Below are 24,314 nucleotides of genomic sequence, written 5' to 3'. Positions count from 1 at the left end.
ACTGTGTGAACCAGTTTTCACTGTTGGTCCAAGTTTGATGCTTCACGGTTTGATGGGCTTCCCTGCTGCGGTTAACGTCGCAGTAGGGCCGGTGCTCCAAAGATCGAGTACCCTGACGGGCAGGAGCCGGCATTGCCGCCGGCACGATAAGGGGGAATCGTGCACTGCATACCGGACGCGCCAGACTTTGAGGACGGCCAGCTGGCCGAAAAGGCACTGTGGGACGCCCTGCGCGCCCAGCTGCCCGACGAGGTCGTTCTGGCGCACTCGGTGCAGGTGCGGCATGGCCGGGCCGAACACGAGATCGATATCCTGGTCCTGTGGCCCGGCGTCGGACTCGCCGCCATCGAGGTCAAGGGCGGACTCGTGTCGGTGGACAACGGCCAGTGGTACCAGTCCGACAGCACCGGCAAACGTAAGCTGCGCAGCCCCATCGCTCAGGCCCAGGGCGCCCAGCACGCCTTCAAGGACTGGCTCAAGGACCGGCTGGGATCGCCGCTGACCAGCCGCTTCGCCTATATGGCGTGCCTACCCTACACACGCGTACCGGCGGACTGGCAGATGGCGGGCATCCCCCGCGGCCTCATCATCGACCAGACCGGGATGCACAACTGCGCCGCGCTGATCCGCCACGCCATCGAACACGAGGCCCAAGGCGGCAGTGCGCTTGCAGGCAAGTTCCTGGAACGGATCCTCCCCCACCTTTCCGGAGACTTCGACCCTGATTCTTCCCCCGCCGGCGACGCCGATGAGCTCGAGGCCCGGCAGGACCAGCTCACGGAGCGGCAGAAGGTTCTGCTCGATTCCACCCGCGCCATCCCACGGGCCCGGTTTGTCGGCGGTGCCGGCAGCGGCAAGACTTGGCTTGCCGTCGAGAAGGCCCGGCGCCTGGCCAAGGACGGCCAGCGTGTCGGCCTGTTCTGCTACAACAAGGGACTGGCCGAGCATCTGCGCCGCGAGGTCTCCACTTGGCGGCAGGCCAAGCCGGTCTTCGTCGGCGAGTTCCACGAGTATGCCAAATCCCTGGGCGTCCCCGACGGCGCCGGGCAGGAGTACTTCGATCAGGGCATGCCCCGCCTACTCAAGGAACTCGCAGCCTCCCTGGACGTGCAGACCAAGCTGGATGCCGTCGTCGTCGACGAGGCCCAGGACTTCGCCCCCTTGTGGTGGGAGGGGCTGCTGGCCTGCCTGAAGAAGCCCGACGACGGCGGAGTGTTCGCCTTCATGGACGAACGGCAGAACGTCTACGGCCGGTGGGACGCCGGCGCCGCCGGAACCAGCATCGACCAGACGGCGAACCTGGTGACGCTGCATATTGACGAGAACCTGCGGAACACCAAGCGCATCGCCCACACCTTCCGGGGGTTCTCCGGCGAGCACTTTCTACCCCGCGGCGGCGACGGACTGCCGGTACGGGTGATCGACTGCGCCACCGAGGATGCCCTGGACGTTGCGAGTGACTGCGTGGACGTGTTGATCGAGGAGGGCTGGGCGCGGAACCAGATCGCGCTGCTCACCACCAAGGAACGGCATCCCGTGCATCAGGAAGCCTTTGAGTCCAAACTCATTCCCGAGTACTGGCAGGCCTTTCACGACGACGACGAGGAGTTCTACGGGCACGTCTTGGGCTTCAAGGGGCTGGAACGGTCGGTGGTGATCCTGTGCGTGAACGGGTTCAAGGACCTCGCCCGGGCGCCCGAGCAGCTCTACGTCGGTCTGTCCCGGGCGCGCTGCCTGCTGATGGTGGTCGGCGACCAGAAGCTTATTTCCGGTGCCGGCGGTCGGGATCTGGAGCTGGCTTTGGGGCGGGCTGAGAGCTGGGTTCCTGGTGTTTGAGGCCGACAGACGGGTCAATGGACCTCAGCCCGGAAGCTGAAAGGCCTGCCGCCCACCGGCTTTTTCACCACATCGCAAGTTTTTTTCCACTGCCACTCTCCGCTGGAGAACAAGACAGCTGCCGGGGAGCCCTGCGCATTTGAGTCGCAGCTCGACATGGATCAAGTCCTTACCTCTCCAGTTGCCGCCCCAGCTCGTCCACTGCGGCATCAATCACCGCGTCAGGCATGAAAAGTCAGCCCGCTCATAGTTGAGGGCGACTGCGGACGGTGGCAGAGGGTTATCAGACTCGAGGCCCTTCCCCCATGACCAGAGCTTGTAGACCGCATCTCACCGAATCCTCATCGGCAAGCGATCCGGGTACGGGCACATCTGTAGTAGTGAACTTGCCCCCTTAGTTACTAACGGTGGCGGTTGTTGCGCGCTCATCGCCAGCCACGCGTAGCGCCGATTGAAGATCTATCGCGTGCTTTCCGGTGAACTGAATCTTGATTCGCTTGCCGTTCAGAATCAGGGGAATCTCCACGAGACCCTGGCCCTCCTTGACCTCAATATGCGACAACACCGCGAGAAGGGCTTCATTGCTTGTTTCACGCGTGTGCTTGTAGAGAGCCGCGCAGAGTGGACACAGGGCCATGGCGTTGGCCGCATGCGCCTGCTTGCGGCCGTTTATGAAGCGGACCGATTCGAAGTACCACCGGCCTCCTACTTTGAACGGGAGCGGTTTCTGGCACGCTTGGCAGAACATCTCGCCCACATCACTGGTGTACTGCCCTTGCAGATAACCTCTGGACTCGCCACCGGCCTGGCCCTGCCCATCAATGACGCTCCGCAGCCGCAGCTCGCTCTGGTAAACCGGAGCAGTAAGTGCGTCCTGCGCGGCTACAGTCGAGCGCCGGCCAGGGTCGCCGGAGGCCGACTCAGGAAATCGATGGACTAATGCCTGCTCAGAAATGAAGTCAAGGATTGCAGTGAACGGGATACCTGCATTTTTGGCTTCACGCAGGAGGTCGATGCCGCCGTCGAGGCCTTCTTCCCGGAGGAAGTCACTGACGCCCTCAGCCTTCTGGTGGCGTTCGGCCAGTTCTGCCCCAAAATCGAGCTTGTGCACGAGGGAACTCGCGCTGGGACGCTCCCAGTCGTCAGGAAGGCCATCGATCGTCACCTCGCTGGGACGTCGTAGGTCCCCATTCCCATCAAGAACCCAAGCTTTAGACTTGAGCTTTTGTACCAGCCGGGAATAAAAGCTGTAGCTGCGTGCACTTTTATTCGCTCGGTAGATCGCTGTGGCTTTGTCGGCTCGCGCATCTACGACGGCACTCCAGAGAGTGCGAATCAGGTTAGGGTCGCCTGAAGCGATGATTTTGTCGAGGTTTTCGATGTCCCAATCGACCATTTCGGTGTGCACGCTGTGGCGGTAGTTCTTCCACCATTCTCTTTTTAGTAGCGGGTTGTTGAACACGTTACTATCCGTGATCTTGATTCCTACGATCGAACCCACGAGTCCAAGAAAATCCTCGAACCCGTCGATTTCGAGGTAATAGCCTGCCACCGGGTATGGCTCTTCGTAGAAGTCTCCATCTTCGTCATACAGAACCGACGGGTATAGGGACGAGAGGCCCGTCGTTCTGTAAGGAAGGTCGAGGTAGCTCTCGCCCGGGGAAATCCAGGTCAGTGGCCCACCGGGCAGAGGCGAGACGAGGAACGGCACGTCCCTAAAGAGGCGCCGGGCAGATTCGCGGTGAGTTAGAGCGTACTGGGTGAAGGCTCCGACGTCGTCGAGGTGCTTCTTAACCTGCCCCCCTTCCGGCATTGGCCGGTTCCGCACCCTGTACGGCTTGAGGCGGGCCTCAATCCGCGCCGTTTCGTCCCAGCGACGCACTCCGGCGGCGCGATAGAACACCTGCAGGTTGGCCGCGCGCGTTTGGTCCTCATCATCATCGAAATATGCCACTTCAGCTCGAACGCGATTCTGGCTTTTATCCTTCGCGTTGGAAGGGAGGTGCGTTTCAGGACCCCTAACATGCTCGTTCTTTCCGCGGCGGGCAATGCGGACAAGGGGGATCAACGGCAGGACGCCGTGGAAGTGCATCAGTTGGGTGGAGTATCCTCGGCCGAGCAATTGGTAGAGGTTGACAATCGAACTGTCGCTTTTAGCCGCGAGCCAGTCGACCCATCCCCGCAGGTGGGAACTATCAGCATCGCCGACGTCGCGGCATTCGCGTAGGGCAGCCCCTAATTCGGGCCAAGCAAACTCGATTGTGTCGAGCCCTGCAAGGAACCGGCCGGGCCGGCCGTCACGGTCGCGTATCCAGTGCGGAGCCTCCCCACCTTCGATCCCAGCCATCCCTAACAGGAAGGGCAGGTCACCCTCCGCCAGCCAGTTCCTAAACTCACCAGGACTGGACACCATAGATCTTGCAGGTGCGTACCCACCACCGCGCATCGGAGTAATCTCGAGTTCATTAAATGCGTGCGTGGTTGCGTTCCGGAGAAGGCTGTACGGATAGGCAATGGGATCGTCGTGGTTGGGAAGGGTCGCAAGGAAGTTGTCATCGATGAGGCCCTCATCACGCAACCGGGGTAGCGCATCGACGATCAACGCTCCGATATCCTCGATGAGCTGAACGTTGCCCGGGTCAGCGCGGACGCTGTCTCGGGCCACGGTCGAGGCAAAGGGGGCATGAATGTGGAACTTGAAGCCGGAGGACTCCTTTATGGCCGGAAAGTAGATTGATACGTCGCCTTGATCGAGGGGAACGATGGATCGCGTTAGGTCGGCGGGAGCATTCCCCCCATCCTTCTGCTTTCCACGCTTCGGCTTTACCTGCTCGCTCATCTTGAGGCGGAATGCCGCTGCTACCGAGAGTGGATGGGAGCCGTCGTGTTCGATACTTGCTGGGCCGATAAGGCGCAACCAGTGGGACTCGACGATAACGTCACCTTCCGACTTTTCGATGGTGATGGCTTGGCCGTCGAGATCCCGCCGTTCGATGATTCCAAGGGTTCCATCAGGAAGCGTGTACGTTACAGTGCCGATGTAGTTAAGGAAGAGCAGAGTTTTCTCGTCAAGCTCTACGAGCCCACGACTGATTTCCTCGACGGCAACGCGTGCTGGCTTCTCCTGTCGGTTGAACGGAAACCGGAAACTGGTCCAACCCATCCGAGCTTCGCCAGCAATACGTTCATTTATAAAAAGTTCCTCAATGGCGAAAGCGTGCGTTCCCGACCTAATTTCGGGGCGACTTGTGTAAGAGTAGACAGCCTTGAATCCCACCCCGAACTTGCCAATTTGCGTAGGGTCGTCCTGCTTCGTGGAGTCGCCAATATTCGTGATCGAGTCAATGTCTTTGAGCGAGAATACTCGTGCCCCGTTGTGGCGCACCTCAAGATCGCTGTCGTGCAACTCGAATTCGACGACGGTTGCCCTTGCATCCTCAGCATTTTGAAGCAGTTCGTAAATGAAGTGCGCGTTGTCTGGGTACAACTCCGACAGCAGTCGGCGGATGCCCTCGTCGAAACCTTTCTTCCCTTTGTGCGCCTCCACAATCGCGCGTCCGGAAGCCGCGATGCTATCGAACGTGATTTCAGTCGCCACCAACGACCTCGACAATTCCTGAGCAAAGGAGTGTAGTCGTGACGTCACTGCGTTGGATGGTCATTTTAAGCTTCTTGATGCGTGTTCCATAATCATCCTCGAGCGAGCGTAGTTCTGATTCACGCATACGACGTATGTTCTCGTGGGACGCCTTGCCAATCTGGTCCTCGAGGAGTTGGACTCGGGCATGGTGGGTCGTAGTGAGCGATGCCAGTTGGTTCTCGACGTGCCCCCGGGTCCGATCGATGTGCGCGGTCCTGGAATCCGTCCACGCCATGTAATGCCGCTCATCGACCTCGCCGGCGGCATGCGATTCAACTGATGCTGACGAGTCAGACGCCTCGATTAGAAGGCGACTCATCTCCTCGGAGAGCGCCGAATCGGTCGTTGCCACAGCCACCTCGAAGTCGTCGCGGGAACCCAGATAGGTCCAGGCGTGGACGGCAAGTGGATAGAGACCTGCAGGAACGGTCTTTGATTGGACCTGCAAAGCCACCTTAGCTTCGGCCGAAAAACCCTCTTGGTGTTTTGCGGCCGCACGTACCAACTCATGGACTGGCGAGAGGAGTTCGACGTCGTTGCTGTCGGCCAAGCCTGGATCGAAGGTGAGCCTTCGTGATTGCCCTGTCCCGCGACTCAACCAGCGCTGCCACAGCGAACCGCTTTCGGGTGCGGTCGCTTGGGCGTCGGCGTAAAGGGTTGAGCGGACGTCCTTGCTTGGCCGGATCAGTGCGACAGGGCGCTCGAACAATGAGTCTGCTCGTTCGTAACCGCAGTCAAGTAGGTAGCGCTGTACTAGGCGGGCCAATTGGCTGGGTGCGAGCCATGGGCTGGCCGCCTGCTCGACGCCCTCGGCATCGAGCTTTTTCAACGGGAGGCCGAAGAGGGCACTCTCTCGCTCCTCAAGCTGCTCCTGCTCCTGAATCCGGCCGATCCTATTGTCCGCGAGCTGCTGCAGCCGGACCTCCCGCTCCGGCTCTGTGAGCGTAAGGTCTTCGCCAATCTTCCGAATCTCCCTTGTCAGCTCGCCAAGGATCGCTTCGCTGCCACCGAGGGCCCGCTGGAAGACACCAATCCGCATGAGGCATCGCTCGAAGATGGCTGCATCGACGGTGCCACTGACGATTAGGTTTTTGATTGAGACGGACTCGCTCTGCTGCCCCCGGCGATCAATGCGGCCAATCCGCTGCTCAATACGCATCGGGTTCCACGGAAGATCGTAGTTCACCAGCGCGTCACAGAATTGGTAGTCCAGCCCTTCAGTGCCGACCTCGGATGACAGCAGGACGTCAATGGCATCCGGCTCGCGCTTATCCTTCGCGAATCGAGCCCGAAGATCGCGTCGATCATCGTCGGAAATTCCGCCATGTACGAGCCCGACCCGGGCGCCTGCCGACACCAGACGGGAGTGGAGATAGCGGAGGGTGTGTCGGAACGTGCTGAAGACCAAAAGTTTGTTGTTGGACAACTGTTGTTTCTCATCAACGTAGCTCATGAGCCGCTCAAGCTTTGGGTCCTCCGTCAGTGCCGCGGCGCTGGTGGCAATCTCTCTAATCTCGGCCACGAATGACTCCAAAAGGGATGCGTCTAACTCGTCCGCCTCGACGTCGGCCTCGCTCAGCTCCTCGTGGGTAAGCTTGCGCTGGAGGAGATCCTCGATAAAGGGTGCCAATCCATTAAGACAACTCGCAGCCTGCCGCTGCAGGGTCGAAAGCACGAAGTCGAGGGACTGGCCATGCCCTTTGCTGGTTGCGATGCGGCCGGCAAGGTCAAGTAATTCCCCATACAATTCTGCCTGATCCGGTGTGAAGTCGACCTCGAAGGTTTCAGACTTGCGTGTCGTGAAGGAGCCGATGTCTCGGCGGCGCGTGCGGTTGATGAGACCGGAAAACGTATTCATTGACTGCGCTAGTCGCAGGGCCTTGACGCGGTCATGGTCCGTTACGTGGTTTTGGCCGAGAAGGTCTCGGATTTCCTGCGTTCGAGGGTCTGCGCGCAGGACGCGGCTACCCCAAGATGTCTGAAGCGCCTCCGTGAGGGCTTCCAGCGCTGTGGTCTGCCAAGTGTCCCCCGCCAACCTGACCGCGCTCTCGACGTTGGCGAGGTACGCGTTCGGCTCGCGCATCAGGTCAAATGTCTGGTTGTCTACGAACGTGTCGGGCCGTAGTAGGCGCAGGAGGGTACGGAGATCTTCGCTGCCTGTCTGGATCGGCGTCGCAGAGATGAGCACGGCCGCTTCTGCGGAATCTAGCAGATGTTTGACGACGCGGTGGCCCCACGTCTCGCTATTCCGAACGTGATGCGCCTCGTCAACGATGACTAGGTCGAACTTGACCGGAGGCAGGAGTGAGGTCAGGCCTGGCCGGGGCCTGCGCCCCGTATCGTCGCCGAGGAGGAGTTTCTCGTTGAGCAACGAGTAGGGGAGTATGGCCTTCCGGTACCGTGTGGGCCAACGCCCCTCAGCCCGGACCTCATCGATGCAATGACGCAACATCGAGGCGTCAAGGTGCGCGAAGTCCTCGTCGAACCGCTTCATCTCGTTTCGCCACTTGTTTTCCACGACCAGCGGCTTGGGGCAGATGACCAAAATCGAGTCGAGTTGCTGGCGTGCTTGCAGTTCCTTGATGATCAGGCCCGCTTCGATCGTCTTACCAACCCCGACGTCGTCTGCGATCAGAAGGCGCGGACGATCGGCAGCAATCATCTTCATGACGGGTCGGTATTGATAGGGCTCGTATTCGATGCGGCCAGTGTTGAGCGAGTAAAGCCTGTTCACAGAAGGATGGAGAACGTGTGCGGCAGTAATCCGTGTTTTAAGTTCATCGGCCCCGAGGTGCTCAGCCGACTTTGTCTCGACGATTTCAACTTGCGATTCAAAGTAGATCTGGGTCATCTGCCCGTGGAACACCTTCAATCTGAGCTGGGATCCCGAGTCATCGACGTGCATGATCGCGCCCGTCAGTTCCGGTCGCGCCTTCACCCGAACCATGGTTCCTGGCACCAGCCCTGAAGGAGCGATTGTTATCGGAGCAGCTGTGCCACTGAAGGCCAGGGAACGTGACGCAGGGGCGAGCCCAGCCAATGCTGTCGACCGAGCCTCGGCCAGTTGCTCGGCCTCAGGACTTCCTGGATCAAGAGCATGGGCGAGGAGGGACAACGTGTCGAGGTCCCGGTATGCAAGATGGGGGCTTGGCTCGCGCCCGGGGGCATCATGGGCCCAGCGGTTTCGAACGCTGGAGGCTTCCTTCAACCAGTTACGGTCGTCCCATTTGACCAAGTTTTTTCGTCGGAACAGGTCCCAATTCTGGTCAGCGACGCGGAGGACGGCGGCCGCGTCGAGCTCCGTCAAGCTTGACCAACCGTTCTCATCAACCAACGCGCGTTGTTGATACGTCAGTTTCGCAAGGACACCCTGGTTCCACCAATCTGGCCCGAGGGAGGGGAGTTCACGCTCCAAAAATCTGCGTAGGACCGCAGCAAGTGTCGACAAGTTTTCACGCATGTGCTGACTCCTAATCCCAAACTACCGCGTGTGGATGCCCATCTGAGTGGCAAGGTTGAAGACCAGAATTCATGACGTACAAGACCTGCATTACTCTCCCGATTGTCAGGCTGCTGTGGCTTCTGAGCGATATTAGTGGTTTTCCTACGCTGCCAGGGCTGCCTGTTGATTACCTTAGTGGACTTCGCTGACCAACCGTAAGGGACGCGCGGATACGGGGTGCCCGTTATAAAAGCTTGGATAAGACAGATGAACACAAGACCGTCGGCCTCCCGACAATCAGGCACCTACCGCTCCCATACTCGACAGCCTTCTTGGAGTAAAAGGAGAACAAGGGTGTGCCTCTCTGGATTATGTCGGAGAGGTTCTATCTTCTCCCTAAAATAGACTGTGGTTCAGTTCATCAAAGCTGGCCATTGGTCGACCGCGCATTCCCGACAAATAACTCAGTAACGGACACTGCTAGTGGAAGGAATTTAGCAATCACACGATTTCCATCCTAACGAGAACATTATTTTGCATGGCGGATCCCGTCCCTCATTCCGGCCCTGGACTGAACAGGGATCCACCGGCCTATGCATTGAAGCCCGCGTTACCTCATCTGCACAGTAATGGGCTTTAACGAACCGCCGCACTGGCCTCTGTGTATACGTCAGCCGGCATCGACCGCTGCAGTTTCCAGGTGATCGCAATCGGCTTTGACCCGCTGTGGTTCATGTAGTCCAGTTGCCCCAGGCAAACGTACGGCATCGTCAGACCCGACTCATCGTTTTCACGCGCACGCGTGAACAGCAGGATCTGCGTACCGGCAGCCTTATGGTCCAGATAACGCTGGCCCACCGGGCTCGTCGGGGAGGTGCTGTTCTGGGATTCCCAATGGAACACATCCGGGCTCATCGCATAGTCCTTGTACATAATGCTGGCCGCCCGGTCTTTGGCGTCCTTCTCCACCGTCACGAAGAACGCGTCGGTTCGGGTGTCCTCACACCAAGCCACACCTTCCCGGTGCCGGGCCTTCCGCCCATCCAGCGCCAAGTAGCCCAGCGCAGCCAGCACTTCTTCCCTCCTGTAGGTCGCGTGCGAGTACAGGGGCACATGCGCCAGCCCACGGCCTAGCCCCTTGGGCGAATAACGCGTCCGTTCGACACCGAGAGCAACCAGCTGGCGGATCTCGGCACAGACGGCCGGGAAGCTCCGCAGGAAATCAAAGCCTGCGTCGTACGAGGTGAAGTTCCCGCCCTCGGGCCACAGCGCAAAAAACAACATCCGGGCAAGTGTCTGCTCACGGAATCCCAACTCCTCGTACCGCGGAGCAGCAGCGGACACCAGCAGGGTGTACGCCTTGGCGCGTTCGGGATCATCGACACAGAGGAGCGTGGTCATGCGGCGCAGCAGCAGGGTCTCCTCCGCGACCGACCGCTGTTCGTCCCCGCCCAGCAGAGGCGCCGGACCGGACCCGGCTTCGGCCAATCCCGCAGCACGAATCAAGGAAGTCCAGGATTCCCCGGTTTTTCGGTAGACGTCTTCCAGTTCGCTGCCGGACTTCTGCAGGAAGTTGGCCAGGTTATTTTCCTTATGGAAACGTATGTCGGCGATCAGCTGCGGCCGATTGCTCCGCAACTGGTGTCGGAGGCTGTCCGTGATGATCTGCTGGGACACCCGGTCCAGCACGATTTGGGACCCCGAGGGCAGGAAGGGGAATCCCTTCTCCACTGCTTCTTTCAGTCCCTTTCGCCGAAGTCCGGTGATGGCGTGCAGTTTGTTGTCAAACCGGAACTCGCGCCGCTGCTGACCGATGAAGTCCAGGACGGTGAGCACGGCTTTGTCTTTGGCCCGGCGAAGGCCGCGGCCCAACTGCTGCAGAAAGATGGTGGAGCTTTGAGTGGGCCGGAGCATCAGAATGGTGTCGACTTCGGGCAGGTCAAGGCCCTCGTTGAAGACGTCCACGGCGAAGATGCAGTTCAACTCCCCCTTCCGCAGCCCGCTCAGTGCCGCTTTGCGTTCCTCTTCCGGGGTTTCCCCCGACACCACTGTGGAGGGGATCCCTGCCTTGTTGAAGACGTCGGCCATGTATTTGGCGTGCTCTACGGAAACGCAGAATCCCAGCGCCCTCATGTCCTCAACGCTGGTGACCGTGCGCCGGGTTTCAGCGATGATCTTCGCCGCCCGTGCATCATTGCCGGTATAGACATTGCTCAGCTGGGCGATGTCGTAGTTGCCGCGCTTCCATTCCAGTTGGGTGAGGTCGACGTCGTCTGCCACTCCAAAGTAGTGAAACGGAACCAGCAGGTTGGCTTCCAGTGCATCCCACAGCCGGAGTTCGCTGGCCACCCGGCCTTCAAAGAACTGATCAGCGACGTTGACGCCGTCTCCCCGTTCCGGCGTGGCTGTGAGCCCGAGCAGATCTTTCGGCTTAAACCATTCCATAATCCGGCGATAAGTCGGTGCTTCGGCGTGGTGGAACTCGTCAATGACGACGACGTCGAAATGGTTGGGTGCGAGCGATTCCAGGCCCTTGGCAGCAAGAGACTGCACGCTGGCAAACACTTGTTTCCATTCGGACGGTTTGTGCTTGCCGACGAAGAGCTCGCCGAAGTTGCCGTCCTGCATCACGTTGCGGTACGTGGACTGTGACTGGGCCAGTATTTCCTGCCGGTGCGCTACGAACAGCAATGTCAGCTTGCGTCCGGCTGCGTCGCAGAACCGTTTGTAATCCAGGGCGGCGATGACTGTCTTTCCGGTGCCGGTGGCGGCGACCAGCAGATTTCGGTCGTAGCCGTGGACCTCCCGGGCCGCCTCCAGTTCCTCGAGCATGCCCTGCTGGTACGGGTGCGGCTTAACTTCCAGGCCGGTGGAACCCTGCGGAATGGAGGTCTTTTTACCACCATTTCGGGCGAGGGCAGCGTCGAGTTTGTCGCCGTCGCGGTCCGGGTCGTAAGGCTGGAACTCCGGCTGCTCCCAGTAGCTGTCAAAGGTCACTTCGAACTTCTGCAGCAGCTCGGGAGTTCCCACGGCGGAAAGCTTCACGTTCCATTCCAGACCTTCGAGCAGGGCCGGGAGGCTGAGGTTTGAGCTGCCGACGTACGCCGTATCGAAACCGGTATTCCGGCGGAACAGCCAGGCCTTGGCATGGAGGCGGGTGGCCTGTGTTTCGTAGTTGATGCGCACTTCTGCGCCGTAGGTGCGGACCAGTTCATCAATGGCACGCCGCTCGGTGGCACCCATGTAGGTGGTGGTGAGCACCCGCAGCGGAACTCCGCGCTCCCTGAGCCTTTCCAGGGACTTGCCCAGCAACCGCAGCCCGCTCCAGCGGATAAAGGCGCACAGCATGTCCACCCGGTCAGCGGATGCCAGCTCGGCGTTAAGCTCGGAGGCAAGACTGGGATCATCCTTGCCGTTCGTCAGCAAAGCCGCTCGGCTGAAAGACGTAGACGGCCGGAAAACCTGGCGGGCAGCCATCCCCTCGGGCGAGAAAAGCGAGGTCAACTGCTGCGGGCCGGCCTGGATCAGGGCCGCGCCCTGCAGATCGCTCAGGATGCTGTTGGCCAGCGCCACCCGGTTTGCTGGCGCAGCCGCGGCCAGGGCTTGCCGCGCCTGGCTGGCAATGTAGGTGGCCAGAACATTCGGTGAGAGATCATCCGACACCGTTTCAAATGCCGCCTGCAGGCCCGGCTGCGTAGTGATCCGCTCTGCTAGTTCCTTGGTATGCAGTAGCTCGTAAAGACCTTCCGCCAGAGACTCTGACTCTCCCCCATGAATGTTCAGCAATGCGCCGGCCAGCCCTCACGTCGTGTGCAGCCTCCCCTCGAGGTGCATCCATCGATGAGCCTATCCGGTGGGAGCGACATTTCTGATGCACCCATTTCCGAGCTCCAACCGGACGAACGTTCCTTACAAGGTGTAGATACCGCCGTGAGCGCGGAAAAGCGCCTCAATCGCGGAGTTATCTCGCGCTAGCTCCCTGCGCAGGACCTCCCGCACATCATCATCCATAAGGTCAATATGCAGGACCTCATTTCCAGAATCCCTTCCCTGAATCACCAGCCGGACGAAGCCGAGTTCTGGGTAGTGACGATCGGCATACCATAGCCACCAGCGGAGCTTCTGCAGTATCTCGTCGGCGCTACCGGTGACAGCGTCTGCCAGACCTATGGCGACCTCGCCGTCGTCTTCGCTGAGGAACACAAAGTCGGGGTGCATCTCGCCCCACTCCCCCTGCGGGGTCGTCCACGGGACAGTAATGGCTCTGGCGCCACGTTTGGGATTGTTGTACCAGCCGGTAATGCCGGCTCGACCGAGTTCACCCCTTAAGATCATCTGGCGCACAGAACTCAGTCTGGTTAGGTACTGCCCCGGCTTTTCATCCGCGGTATACAAGTGCCGATGGTGCCAATAATCCTTCTGGTCGAGAACCCACCTACGTATAAGAACGGGATCCCCGTCACCGAGGAATTTCTGCCCCGCCTCCATCAGGTCAGCACCAATGTTTTCTTGAATCACTGTTGGAACTACCGACGCGTAATTCAGTATGGGATCGTTGACGCGGCCAGTTACCTCCCGGTAAACGTTGTACTTCTCGTCCACCTCATAGACCCTTGCTTCGAGCTCGTCTTCGTAGGCTTGCTTCCACGCGAACAGAAGCCGCTCTGCTACGTCCTCGAGAACGCCGACGGTATCCAGCTGCGGGTAGTCGAAGGCCTTCAGAATTCTGTTGGCGTCTCCCACAGGGATAGACGCAGAGCGTTGGAGGTGCGAGTGATACAAAGAGTGAACGTCTGAAGAAATGGCGGAGTCGGCGAGCAGGTTCGACGTGGCATCGGCATCGTCAATTTGAACTACATCTTCACTGAGGTCCACTGCTTCCGAGTCATCGTCCATTGGAATGGTGGTCTGAAGGATGGTGATGGACCCCTGCTGACCTTCGAGTTGTCGGACCCAATTCATAGCGCGTATGAACTGTCTGGCACGCAGCTCGCGGATAGCGTCCAACTGCCGGATAATTTCATCCTTAACGTGATCCGGGGCAGATTTATCCAGCGCATCGCGCTCCAACGCGAAGGCAAATCTACGCAGAAGTGAAACCTTGGATGCTGTGGCTCCAGTCGGAACAACGTAACTTGGAACAAGTTTAAGGGCCTCAAATACCGCATCAGGAAGGTCAGATCGGCGGTAGGTGATCGGCACTGCGTTTACAACATCAAGAGCGATTCCATCTTCATCAATCAGTCTTTTGGTGATACGTCGTACAGCTTGCTGATCAAAGTTAGGAAGCGTGCAATAAGTGGAGTTCAGTGACTCGTCGTCTTCAACACGGACTCCCAGCGGTTGGCGGATCATCCGCCCGATGAGCTGTGTGATGTAGCTTTCATCCTTGGCGCTCCGGAAAGACACCAGCACCTCTGCACGGGGACAGTCCCAGCCGGTTGAGATTGCAGTTTTAGCGAAGACGACCCGGACCGTGTCATTCCTGTCGATATGGTCCGGCAGCATGTATTGCACGACGCGACTGCCGCCACGTAACCCCTCAATTACCAAGGGTTTCCGCTCGGCGAACGTGTGCACGAATGCCTGGTCACTAAGCTCCGGCCATTCTTCCATGACTGTGCGGATCATTTGTTCGAGCTCAAACTGGAACAGTGTCTGGGTTTCGGGATCAGAGCCAGAATCCTCTACCTGCACGACCAGAAGCGGATATATGCGCCGCAGCCCCTGGGAAGAACAGTAGCGCTCCCAGCTTTCGTCAAACGTCAGTGTTTGACGCACCGCGTTGCGCAGCAACGTCATGTGTGCATGCTTTCCATCCACGGTGTCGCTGACAATCAGGTTCGATTTGATAATTCCGGCTGCGCGAACGTCTGTTAGCGGGACAACCACCCTCTTCAGATGCCTGTCGATCCGTGCCATCCACTCGGTGAACCGGCGCTCTGTGGCTGATATGCCCAGGACTACTGGGGCGTCTCGAATGAAGCTCCCGATGACAGTCTCTGTGGTTTCGACTCGCTCGACCCCACGGTGGGCCTCATCGATCATGATTATGAAGCGGCTGCCATATTTGTTGATGGTGTTGGCAATAGTTTCCTGAATTGTGAAAGTCCGGCCAGTCCGTCTCCCCCCGCGCTGCGTAACACTCAGGCCGGCTGAAGAAGAAGCAGCCTGAGTGTTGATCATGTAAAGGACACCCTGGTCAAATGAGTTCTGATCAAAGGGTTTGCCAGTTTCCGGATCCTCACCGTTCCCCGAAAGGACAGTGATGGGAAACTGTCCCGAGGTCGAAGCCCTAATTGAATTGGCGCTTTGTCGGTTAAGTGACGGATTATCGGTTACCCATAAAATAATATGTTCTCTGTCTTCGCCCGTGAGTAGGGTGTCGATGACAGCGCCGGCCATGACAGTCTTACCCGCACCGGTTGGAGCAACCAAAGCGATGGCAGTCTGCGCCAAGTTCTGCTCGTAGTCCACGTGCGCTGCCGCAATGCATGTGAGCACCTCGCTCACAGCCTTACTCTGGTATTCGCGCAGTTCGTACACAGATATTCCTTAATGATTAAACAGCATGGTTTGACATGTTGCAGGCTACAAATTTGAACTATCGGGGCCTTAACCGGACTAGCAGGGGTGACCTAGAAACGGATGCACCACACGAGAGTCCTCGGTCTTCGCCTTATTACCGACCGAGCATGACGCGGATTGAGTCTTTACCCGGAAAATTGGAGATGAGAGCCTCCCTAAGCATTTTGTGCACTCGGGCTTTCGGTAGGCCCAGTAGTGCAATAACTTCGTCAAAAGATCTTCCTTCATCCGCCAGCTGGACGATCATGGTCAACTCGCTGCGCACTGCGTTGGACGGCGGCACGTAGAGTCCGGCTTGCCGAAGTACTGCACCGACCTCTTCCATATCAGTTAAGGTCTTTTGCGCAATTTCCCACCGAGTCATCGTTCCGATCCCACCAAGCTGCCGAATCCATTCGTGACGGGCTTGGTTGGCATCTAATCGTTCGCCATGTTGGATATCGGGTTGACGGACAGGGATTGATGTCTCCGCCTTCTTTGCGCTGGGGAGGCTCGGCGGCGCCGGCTTTGGGACGAGCTGCTGCTTCTCTTGGGACGACACTCCTGCTCGTGGCACGGCGGCTCTGAAAGTTTCTGTGCCTTGTGTTGATTTTAAGACTTGTCGTACTGGCATACCCGACTCGCGTGCAGACACCGTTCCGGCCGGTTGTGAATTGAATTTTTGGCGATGATGGTAGACGTCGCTGTAATCGAGACCGAGCCGTGTCATGATTTCTCTGTTTGTCCGTCCCTGCCGCATTAATTTCCAGGCTTGCTCACGAATGGATGGCCGGCCCTCGGCGGATTTGGACTGGCCCTGGATGGGGAGGTTCACGGATGGTGATTGAGGCTGACTTTGCCGGCCTAACCCAACCGGCGGCTTAATTTCAGGGATCGAAGCAGCCGGTGTCCCGGAAACATGAGAGGTGGGGCGCTGCTGCGTCATCGAGGCCACCATTCCGACGGTCGTATGCAGGGCAGCAGCGATGACGCTTGCATGCCAACCGCGTCGGTGTAGAACCCTGATCGAACTTGGCAGCGACTGGCGCCTATACCGAAAGCCAAGCTCCGAGAAATGGGTTTCTATTATGCCCCGCGGCTTGTTGAGCTGGCGCTGAATTTCTTCAATGGACTTCCCAGCCGCTGCAAGGGCGTCCGCGCTTTGCGGGGAATTAAGGCGGGGACGAGCGTCGCCAAGTGGTGCATGTTCAGGAGCGCTTGTCCCGGACTCGTTATCGTTTCCTGCCAGGCTGGTTTCCAAACGCATGGGCAGGACCGGAGGGACAGCAGGAGCAACGGTCTGAGGAGGATCCGTGACGCCGGCGTTGTCAGCGAATGCCACGGGCAACGGGGCGGGGACCACAGGACGTGGGGGATTTGGCGGCACGTCGGTGTCCGTTACCGGAGTCGATTCCGTTGCCCCAGCATCGAGCAAACCTAGCGCCTCTGCGCGGTGGGCAGCACTGACGTCGGCAACCGATACCCCGAGGTCGGACACGATCTGGCGTATGCCATGGCCTTCATGCGTCAGCCGCATAATGTTTCGGTAGGACGTCAGTGTGTTCGTGTCGAGACTAGTTCCTACCGGAGTTTCAGGATGAGGTGTACTGGGTTTGTGCGCTGCTCTAGCCAAGACAGCAGCGGGCGGTATTGCGGGTGCGCGGCCGTTGTGGTTGCCGATGTTCGACTGGCGGGGACCCAGCATCGCAACAACGACACTCGGGTGATATCCCTTTTGTCGCAACTCCTGCTCATAAGCATCGAACCCAAGAACATTCCGTCGCTGGGACCCGAGATTATCAAGGAAAAAGCCCACCGCCCCACGGCTCACATCGACGGCGTCGGCAATGTCCCTCACGCTGTTGCCCTTTTGAGCCATCGATATGATGCGTTCATCGGTGCTGCCATTTATTTGCATGAGAAGTCCCCCGCCTATCTCGCTACCTGCTTTTGTAACCGCTGCCCTATATAAGTCTGTCTGGGCCCAGACTGAAGTCCGTTAGCAGAAATTCGAATCTGAGAGATGCGAAGACTGATGCTAACTATAACAACCCTTCAACTCGTTCCTTGCCCGCAAACAGAACCCTTTCCTTTCCACGGCATCGCAAGGACTTCTGAAGTTCTCCGGCTCATTTCTGCATGTGGATGGAACGCTAGTCTGCGGGCTGTTCAGTACCATTTGTAAGAACCAGACCGTTCCCGCCCAAACCTAGCTTCCCAGCATCCAGCGCCGTGCTCAGGGCAGCCTCAAGCCGCTGGCCAATACCGGCGGTGACCCGCTTGCCGCCGAACACCCGGATGGTCTGCTTCTTCAGTTCCTCCGGCTCCAGACCGGCGGCATCGCGGCACAGATCGACCATGGCATTGCCAATCTCCACAAGACTGACGTGTTCAATCTTGCGGACCTCCGACTCGTCGTTCTCCCGGTAGCCCAGCCAGGTTGCGGGATCGAGCGAGGTCGGCCAGACGAACCCGTCACGATCGACGTGAAACTTCTTGCGGTCAACCAGTTTCACCACCGAGGCCGCCCGCGAGCCGCTGACCTTGTTCAGGTCGAACTCGGCGCAGACCAGCTTCGCCAGCCGGGCCGTGTGGATTGGACCTTCCGCCTCCACGATCTTGTCCAAGACCTGCCGGACCGTGTCACGAACCCGGGAAGAGGACGCCAACTTGTCCAGGTATTCGATCCCGCCCGTCCACCGGACCGACCATGGAATGTAGGGCAACGCGTTCGACGGCACTGCAACCGGCGCCGGGACCGGCGATACCGCCGGCGCTCGACGCACCTGAGCCGGCTCAGCCGGCTGCGAGCTGCCACCGTCCGAGCCACTCCCCCGACCCTGCTTCGAAGCAGCCGTCTTGAAAACCGCCACCGGCTCAGGCTCCACGACCTCTAGCTCCGCCAGCAAATCCTCCCGCCGGATTTCCTTCTCCAACCGGTCCCCCACCGCGGCTGAATCCGTCAGCCATTCCGGCAGCCACACCCGCTGCACCGACGGCCAGCGCAGCATCCGTGACAGCACGTCGGTGGGCAGTCCGTCCCGGTCCCCCACGGTCCCGCGTGACGCCCACACCGGAGTATCGAGCAGCACCGCCATCAGCGGCCGCTGCGGATCCTCCGGCAGTGCAATGCTCAGGTCCACCTTGAAGTCCGAGAGCCCGACATCGGTGGCGACCACCAGCCCCCGTTCCCGCAGCGCGTCGGCAATCTGTTCGCGGTGCCGGTCCACGGCCGGCTTGCGCCGCCCGTCGGACGGCAGCGCCCCGGTGCCCTGCGCGGCCAGATCCAGATAGCTGCGCAGATGCTTGATTCCAAGCGACGAGGTCTCCTCGGCGCGCAGGTCGGACGGATCGAAGCTGGAGAACACCACCACCTGCCGGCGGGCACGGGTCACGGCCACGTTCAGCCGGCGTTCACCGCCGCTGCGGTTCAGCGGCCCGAAGTTCAGCGGCAGGTAGCCCTTCTCATTCTTGGAGAAACCGGTGGAGAACAGGATGCTGTCCCGCTCGTCACCCTGGACGTTTTCGAGGTTCTTCACGAAGAGCCCGTCCGGAGCGTCCAGTGCCTCGGCAATCCGCGGATCGTCGGAATCACGCAGCAGCGCTTCGATGTACGCGCGCTGTTGCAGGTTGAAGGTCACCACACCCACGGACGGATACACCTTGGGCGAGGCACGGAACCGGCTGCGGATTTCCGCCACCACGGCCTCGGCCTCCACCGGATTGGTGCGCAGCAGCTTGCCCTTGCCGGAGCGGTTGAAATGTCCGTCCACCCGGATGAAGTTCACTCCGTAGCCGTCGGCCTCCGCGCTGGCATCCCCGTGCACCGGTGCGGGGAAAGAGGAGAGCTTGCTGTCGTAGTACTGCTGGTTGCTGAACGCGATTAGCGATTCGTCCTGGCTGCGGTAGTGCCAGGTCAGCCACTGCCGCGGCACCCGGGCCACCACGCATTCGGAGAGGATCGACTCCTCGTCAGCCACCGCGTCTCCGGTGACGTCCTCGTCGTCGTCTTTGTCCAGGCTGGCTTCGGCAAAGGAGGTGGGCGGCATCTGCTTGCTGTCGCCGACGACGACGACGGAGCGTCCGCGGCCCATGGCACCCACGGCGTCGGCCACCCGAATCTGTGACGCTTCGTCAAAGACCACCAGGTCAAAGAGGTCACTGCGGGCCGGGAAGAACCTGGCAACGGAGTCCGGGCTGACCAGCACACACGGCGTTATCCGGGTAATCAGCTCGCCGAAGTTTTCCATCAGCGGGCGGACCTTCATCCCCCGTTTGGAGCTCAACTGGCGCTGGAGCTTGCCCATTTGCCCGGATTCGGACCGCGGGTTGAAGCTGCGCTGCGCGAGTACCTCGGCCGGTACCGCTACCTTGAGCTGTTCGCGGATAGCCGCGGAGCGGGTGATGAAGCGGTCGATCATTTTTTCGTGGCTGCGCGGCTCGAAAGTCTCCAGGCCGGTGGCCGCGGAGCGCTCCTTCTGGGCCGCGAGGGCGAGGCCGCGCTCGAACGCGGTGACGGCGTCGTCGGCCGCGATTGTTCCGGATTTGAGCTCCTTGCGTGCCGCAGACAGGCCAGCGGCAGCGAGGGGTTCCAGCGCCCCGAGGAAGTCGATCCAGCGGCGCAGCGAGGGCAGCCCGTCGCGTCCAAGGTCCCGCCGGCCGCCGGTCTGGTTCCAACGCTCCAGCAGGGTTTGCCCGTCCAACCACTGTTCCAGCTGTGCCGCACTGACGCCGGCGGTCTTCAGCAGTTCCGGAGCGGCCAAGGCCAGCTCACCCACGGCAGTCCGCACCGCGGACGTAGCGGACGGGCGGCTCTCGACATACTCCCGGAGGGCAGCCACAAAGGTCTTCTTCTTCGCCGCTTTTGGAACGGAAACGAGGGACGCCGCCCAGGCCAACCATTGCACGGAGTTCTTCAGCATCTGCTGGCCGGCTTCCGTCAGCGGGTTCCAAGAGTCCGGCAGATCGACACCGGGCACCGAGCCCGCTTCCTCGGCCAGCCCGCGGGCAGCGGTCTGAACCTGCAGCAACGCCTCGGTCAGTGCCGGGACTTCCTTTGGTTTGACCACTGTGTCCGGACGGATGACGTCCGTGAGCTGGTTGAGGACGGCGGTGAGGCGTTTCTTCCGTCCGAAGAATCCCGATTCTGCGGCTGCCACGGCCTGAGCATGGATGTCGGCCAGGGGCAGGTCGATGGCCTCCGGCGCCACCTTGTCCAGGCCGGGATGGGCCGCGCTGAGGAACGCGGTGACCTGTCCGTCCAACCCTCCTACAGCGGACCTCCAGTGTTTCGTACCGACCTCGTCCAGCAGTTCCAGGTCCAAGTTTCCTGCCTGCAGGATCCCATGCACCTTGGCCAGGTCCTCCGGGGTGCGTGCTGCCATCAGCACCTTCATGAGCTCGGCATCGGGAGCGCAGCAGTCCAGTGCGCTTTGGAACGCGCGGGCAGACTGCATGACCTTCTGGACTCTTGTGGGGTCCAGTGCCTCATTGATGAAACCCCACGGCGTGTTTTTGCCCGGCGCAGCAGGATCTGCAACGTCAGGGAGCTCGGCCAGCACACTGCGCAGCTGCTGGAGCTGGTCCAGGCTGGTCTTTTCCACGAAGGAGGCGGGGATGGCCAGCGGCTGACTTTCCGCGCCGACGGCAAGCTCCTTGGTCCGCGCCGTGTAGAAGGAGAGCTCGGCGTCGTTTTCCTCGTGCAGCCGCGAGGCGTAGCGGACCAATCCCCGCCGTGCCTTGGTCAGCTCACTGACCGCTGCCTCCAGGCCCTGCCGGTCGGGATCTGCCGTGTGGTCCAAGGCGCGCTTGATTTGCTCGCGCACTGCCACCGGTTTGCTGCCCTTGTCATGCAGGTCCAGAGCGAAGACGCCCATGCCGACGTCATTGAGCCGCTTCTGCACGACTTCCAGGGCAGCACGCTTCTCGGCGACGAACAGCACGCGCTTTCCGTCGGCGACGGCGCGGGTCAGCAGGTTGGTGATGGTCTGAGATTTTCCGGTGCCAGGAGGTCCTTCGAGGACGAAGGTTTTGCCGGCGACGGCTTCCGCGATGGCGTGCAGCTGGGACGAGTCCGCCGGGATGGGAACCCGGGCGGCGAGTTCGTCGAGGTTCTGCTCCGTGTCCGCGGTGACCGATTCCGGGAAGGGCTCGGTGGGGGTGTGGATCAGGTGTTTGACCAGCGGGTTCTGCGAGAGTTCTTCCCAGTGCTCGTCCAGGTCTTTCCAGAGCCGGAACTTGGCGAACTGGAGGATGGAGAGGTCAACCGTCGGTTCCACCCGGAAGGGCAGTCCCTTCTTCTGGATGGCTGCGCGGACGGCACCGAGGGCTGCGTCCAGGTCGATGCCGGAGTCGTCTTCCTCCGGTTCGGCAAGCTCGGGTATGTCCAGCCCGTGCTCCATACGCAACTTCTCCAGCAGGCAGTAGTTCGGGGTGGAGCCGCCGGCCTCATCCAGGACCAGTTCGTAGGGCCCCTGTTTCGACGTCGGCGACAGAAGGACCGGAACCAGGACCAGCGGTGAGCGGAGCTCCTTGCCGTCCAAGCTCCAGACCAGAGATCCGAGGGCGAGGTAGAGGTTGTTGGCGCCGGTTTCCTCCACAAGCGTGCGTGCCTTGTAGGCGAGGTTCCGCATCCGGCTCTGGTAGCCGGCTTCGGTGACGTCGGCGAACACGGCGCGGTGCTTGACCAGGAGTTCGGCGAGCTGTTCCTGCGGCAGGTCGCGGCCGTAACGGATGCCGCGTTCGCGCTGCATGGCGGCGACGGCGTCGGACGCTGTCAGCCTGATCCGGGTGCCGGCGCTGATCATGTCTTCAAACTCGCCGAGCCGGCCCTCCGGAACCGCAAGCGGGAACCGGGCGGTGGTGGTGAAGTTGATCAGGCGGTTGCGCAGGCTCAAATCCAGCAGGGAGTTTTTCCACTGGCTGATCCGCGGCGGCACGCCCTTGGTAGCGGTGCGTTCAGCGGAGCGTCGGCCGGTTGCCGGGGCGGCGACGGGGGCGGTGCGGGCAGCCGGGGTGTATTCGTGCACCTCGATCTTTCCGTCGGCGGTCTTGATCCGTGCGGGAATGGGACGGATTCCGGCACTGCGGGCTCCGTAAATGTCGACGACGCCGCAAACGTCCTCCATCTCTCCGGTCAGGTACTTGACGTAGGCGGCGTCGTGCACCTCCTGAGCTGTATGCGTTGCGGAATCGGTGGCGAGGGTGGATTCGAGGAGCCGGATGTCGCCCATGTCCACGGCGTTGACCAGCAGGGACGCTTCCTCCAAAGCCGGGGTTTGGAAGTTGCGTTCATCGCGCCAGTAGCCGAGGAAAATGTGCCCGCTCATCAGCCACAGGTTGGCCTGCAGGCCGGCGAACTCCAGGGCGGCCGCGAGGATGACGGTGGTGTCCATGCAGGTGCCGAACTTGCCGTTGAGCACCTGCTCGGGAGTGCGGATCCGCTGGGCGTGCTGGCCCCAGGCGGGGGCGGGTTCGCTGTAGCGGATTTGCCGTTTCTGCACGGCCCGGAAGATCGCCCAGGCGATGGCGTCGGCGCGTTCGGGTCCGGACTGGTAGCCGTTGAGGGCGCCGTTGCCGGTGTCCTGTTTGAGCAGGTCCGAGGCCTCCGCACAGAGCGTGGCTATTTCCGGGTGATTGGGCTGCACGAAAGCGGCCAGTGATTCCATGGCCAGCAGTCCGCGGCGCAGTTTCCAATGCTGGGCGCCCAGCAGTTCGATGTCCTGGCTGGCGGACGCCACGACGTCGTTTTCCACCCGCAGCTCGGCCAGGACCGTTCCCTGCTGCCGGTCTTCAACCTGGAGCATGGTCGCCGGGTCGACTTGGAGGTTGGGGTTGGACAGCGTGACGGAGGCACCGGCGGGAATGTCAAGGAAATGCTCGCTGGTCCGGGAGACGACGCCGGCTTCCGCGCTGACGCGGAGGGTGAGCACCGCGCCGCGCAGTTCAGCCCCGGGGTTGGTGACGACGAGCCGGTCGATGACCTGGCTGCCGTTGTAGGACATGGCGTAGCTGAGCTCGGAGGCGGTCTCGAGCGTGATGGCGACCTCGGCGGAGGCCTCGAAGGATTCCTCGGGTTCCTTAGGTTCCTCAGGTGCCGGGTTCGGAGCGGGGATCGCCGGTTGAGGGACCGGAGTTGGCAGGGGTACCTCGGCTGCTTCCTGCTGTGGCTCCGGAGCATCGGTCGTGGCTGTGGCCGGTTTTTCCTGCGGACGTGTTCCCGCGGGCGGCCTGGAGCGGAAGCCCTGCAGCAGCTCGGTGGCCTCGGCTACCTGCTTGTCGAGCCGCATCCAGCGCAGAAGCCGGACCGCCGTGTCAATGGCGCGGACGACATCGTCGTCGGTGAAGGGTTCATTGTGCGCCCAGAGGTTGCGGACCTGGCGCAGTTCGCTGGCATAGGCGCCGGCTTCGGGCGGAAGAGCAAACGGGTAGCCGAGGTTGCCCAGCCGTTCGGTCAGGACGCGCAGCTGCGTCTGCACGTCGCTGGCCTTGTAGGTCTTGAGTCCCCTGCCCGCCAGTTCATCCTTGCGGGCCAGCAGCATCGGCCAGTCGATCCCCGGCGATAGTTCCGCCATCGCCCGATCGATATAGGGTTCCAGAGCCTTGGACAGGATTTCCAGGGTTCGTCCGATGAACTCCCGGTTGGATAACGCCATTGCACTTCCTCAGTGTGTCTTCGGCGCCTCCCCCGGCGCGCCTAACCGACTATACTGCCCACCCGCGGGTGAATCATGCTTTGGCATGGACATGTTCGCGATGCACAATTCCGCCTTTTTGTCGAGTTACAAAAAATTCTTAGCAGTTGCAAAAATGTTTAAGAGTTACAAAAAA

General features: G+C 60.6%; 7 protein-coding genes. 1 reads left to right on the top strand and 6 read right to left on the bottom strand.

All coding sequences use genetic code 11. From position 1 onward, the window contains the following. Positions 1-159 precede the first annotated feature (159 nt). Positions 160-1,836, top strand: coding sequence for a nuclease-related domain-containing DEAD/DEAH box helicase (locus tag KG104_RS03375; protein ID WP_207347262.1), 1,677 nt, complete (start codon positions 160-162; stop codon positions 1,834-1,836). A gap of 394 nt (positions 1,837-2,230) precedes the next feature. On the opposite strand, the gene KG104_RS03370 is transcribed toward KG104_RS03375, so the two are convergent. The 6 genes from KG104_RS03370 to KG104_RS03345 form a co-directional block, all read right to left on the bottom strand. After that, positions 2,231-5,434 carry a sacsin N-terminal ATP-binding-like domain-containing protein gene (locus KG104_RS03370; protein ID WP_207347261.1) on the bottom strand — a complete coding sequence of 1,068 codons (3,204 nt, stop codon included), beginning with the start codon at positions 5,432-5,434 and terminating at the stop codon, positions 2,231-2,233. Further along, positions 5,424-8,936, bottom strand: a complete 3,513-nt coding sequence (locus KG104_RS03365) for a DEAD/DEAH box helicase (protein WP_207347260.1) — start codon at positions 8,934-8,936, stop codon at positions 5,424-5,426. The genes KG104_RS03370 and KG104_RS03365 overlap by 11 nt, the downstream gene beginning before the upstream one ends. A 618-nt stretch (positions 8,937-9,554) precedes the next feature. Beyond that, a complete protein-coding gene (locus KG104_RS03360; protein WP_273545217.1) occupies positions 9,555-12,671 on the bottom strand; it encodes a DEAD/DEAH box helicase in 3,117 nt (1,038 codons plus the stop codon). A gap of 156 nt (positions 12,672-12,827) precedes the next feature. Next, on the bottom strand, positions 12,828-15,464 hold the full coding sequence (locus KG104_RS03355; RefSeq protein ID WP_207347258.1) for a DEAD/DEAH box helicase: 2,637 nt from the start codon (positions 15,462-15,464) through the stop codon (positions 12,828-12,830). A 136-nt stretch (positions 15,465-15,600) separates the two neighbouring features. Next, positions 15,601-17,403, bottom strand: coding sequence for a hypothetical protein (locus tag KG104_RS03350; RefSeq protein WP_207347257.1), 1,803 nt, complete (start codon positions 17,401-17,403; stop codon positions 15,601-15,603). 235 nt (positions 17,404-17,638) lie between these two features. Beyond that, a complete protein-coding gene (locus KG104_RS03345; RefSeq protein ID WP_207347256.1) occupies positions 17,639-24,139 on the bottom strand; it encodes a DUF3320 domain-containing protein in 6,501 nt (2,166 codons plus the stop codon). Positions 24,140-24,314 lie beyond the last annotated feature (175 nt).

Origin of the sequence: Arthrobacter sunyaminii (assembly GCF_018866305.1) — a bacterium.
Lineage (GTDB): Bacteria > Actinomycetota > Actinomycetes > Actinomycetales > Micrococcaceae > Arthrobacter_B > Arthrobacter_B sunyaminii.
This window is presented reverse-complemented; position numbering and strand designations above follow the sequence as displayed.

Coding starts and splice junctions, on each gene's coding strand:
- KG104_RS03365 (WP_207347260.1), bottom strand. CDS start 8,936: ATGCGTGAAAACTTGTCGACACTTGCTGCGGTCCTACGCAGATTTTTG.
- KG104_RS03350 (WP_207347257.1), bottom strand. CDS start 17,403: ATGCAAATAAATGGCAGCACCGATGAACGCATCATATCGATGGCTCAA.
- KG104_RS03345 (WP_207347256.1), bottom strand. CDS start 24,139: ATGGCGTTATCCAACCGGGAGTTCATCGGACGAACCCTGGAAATCCTG.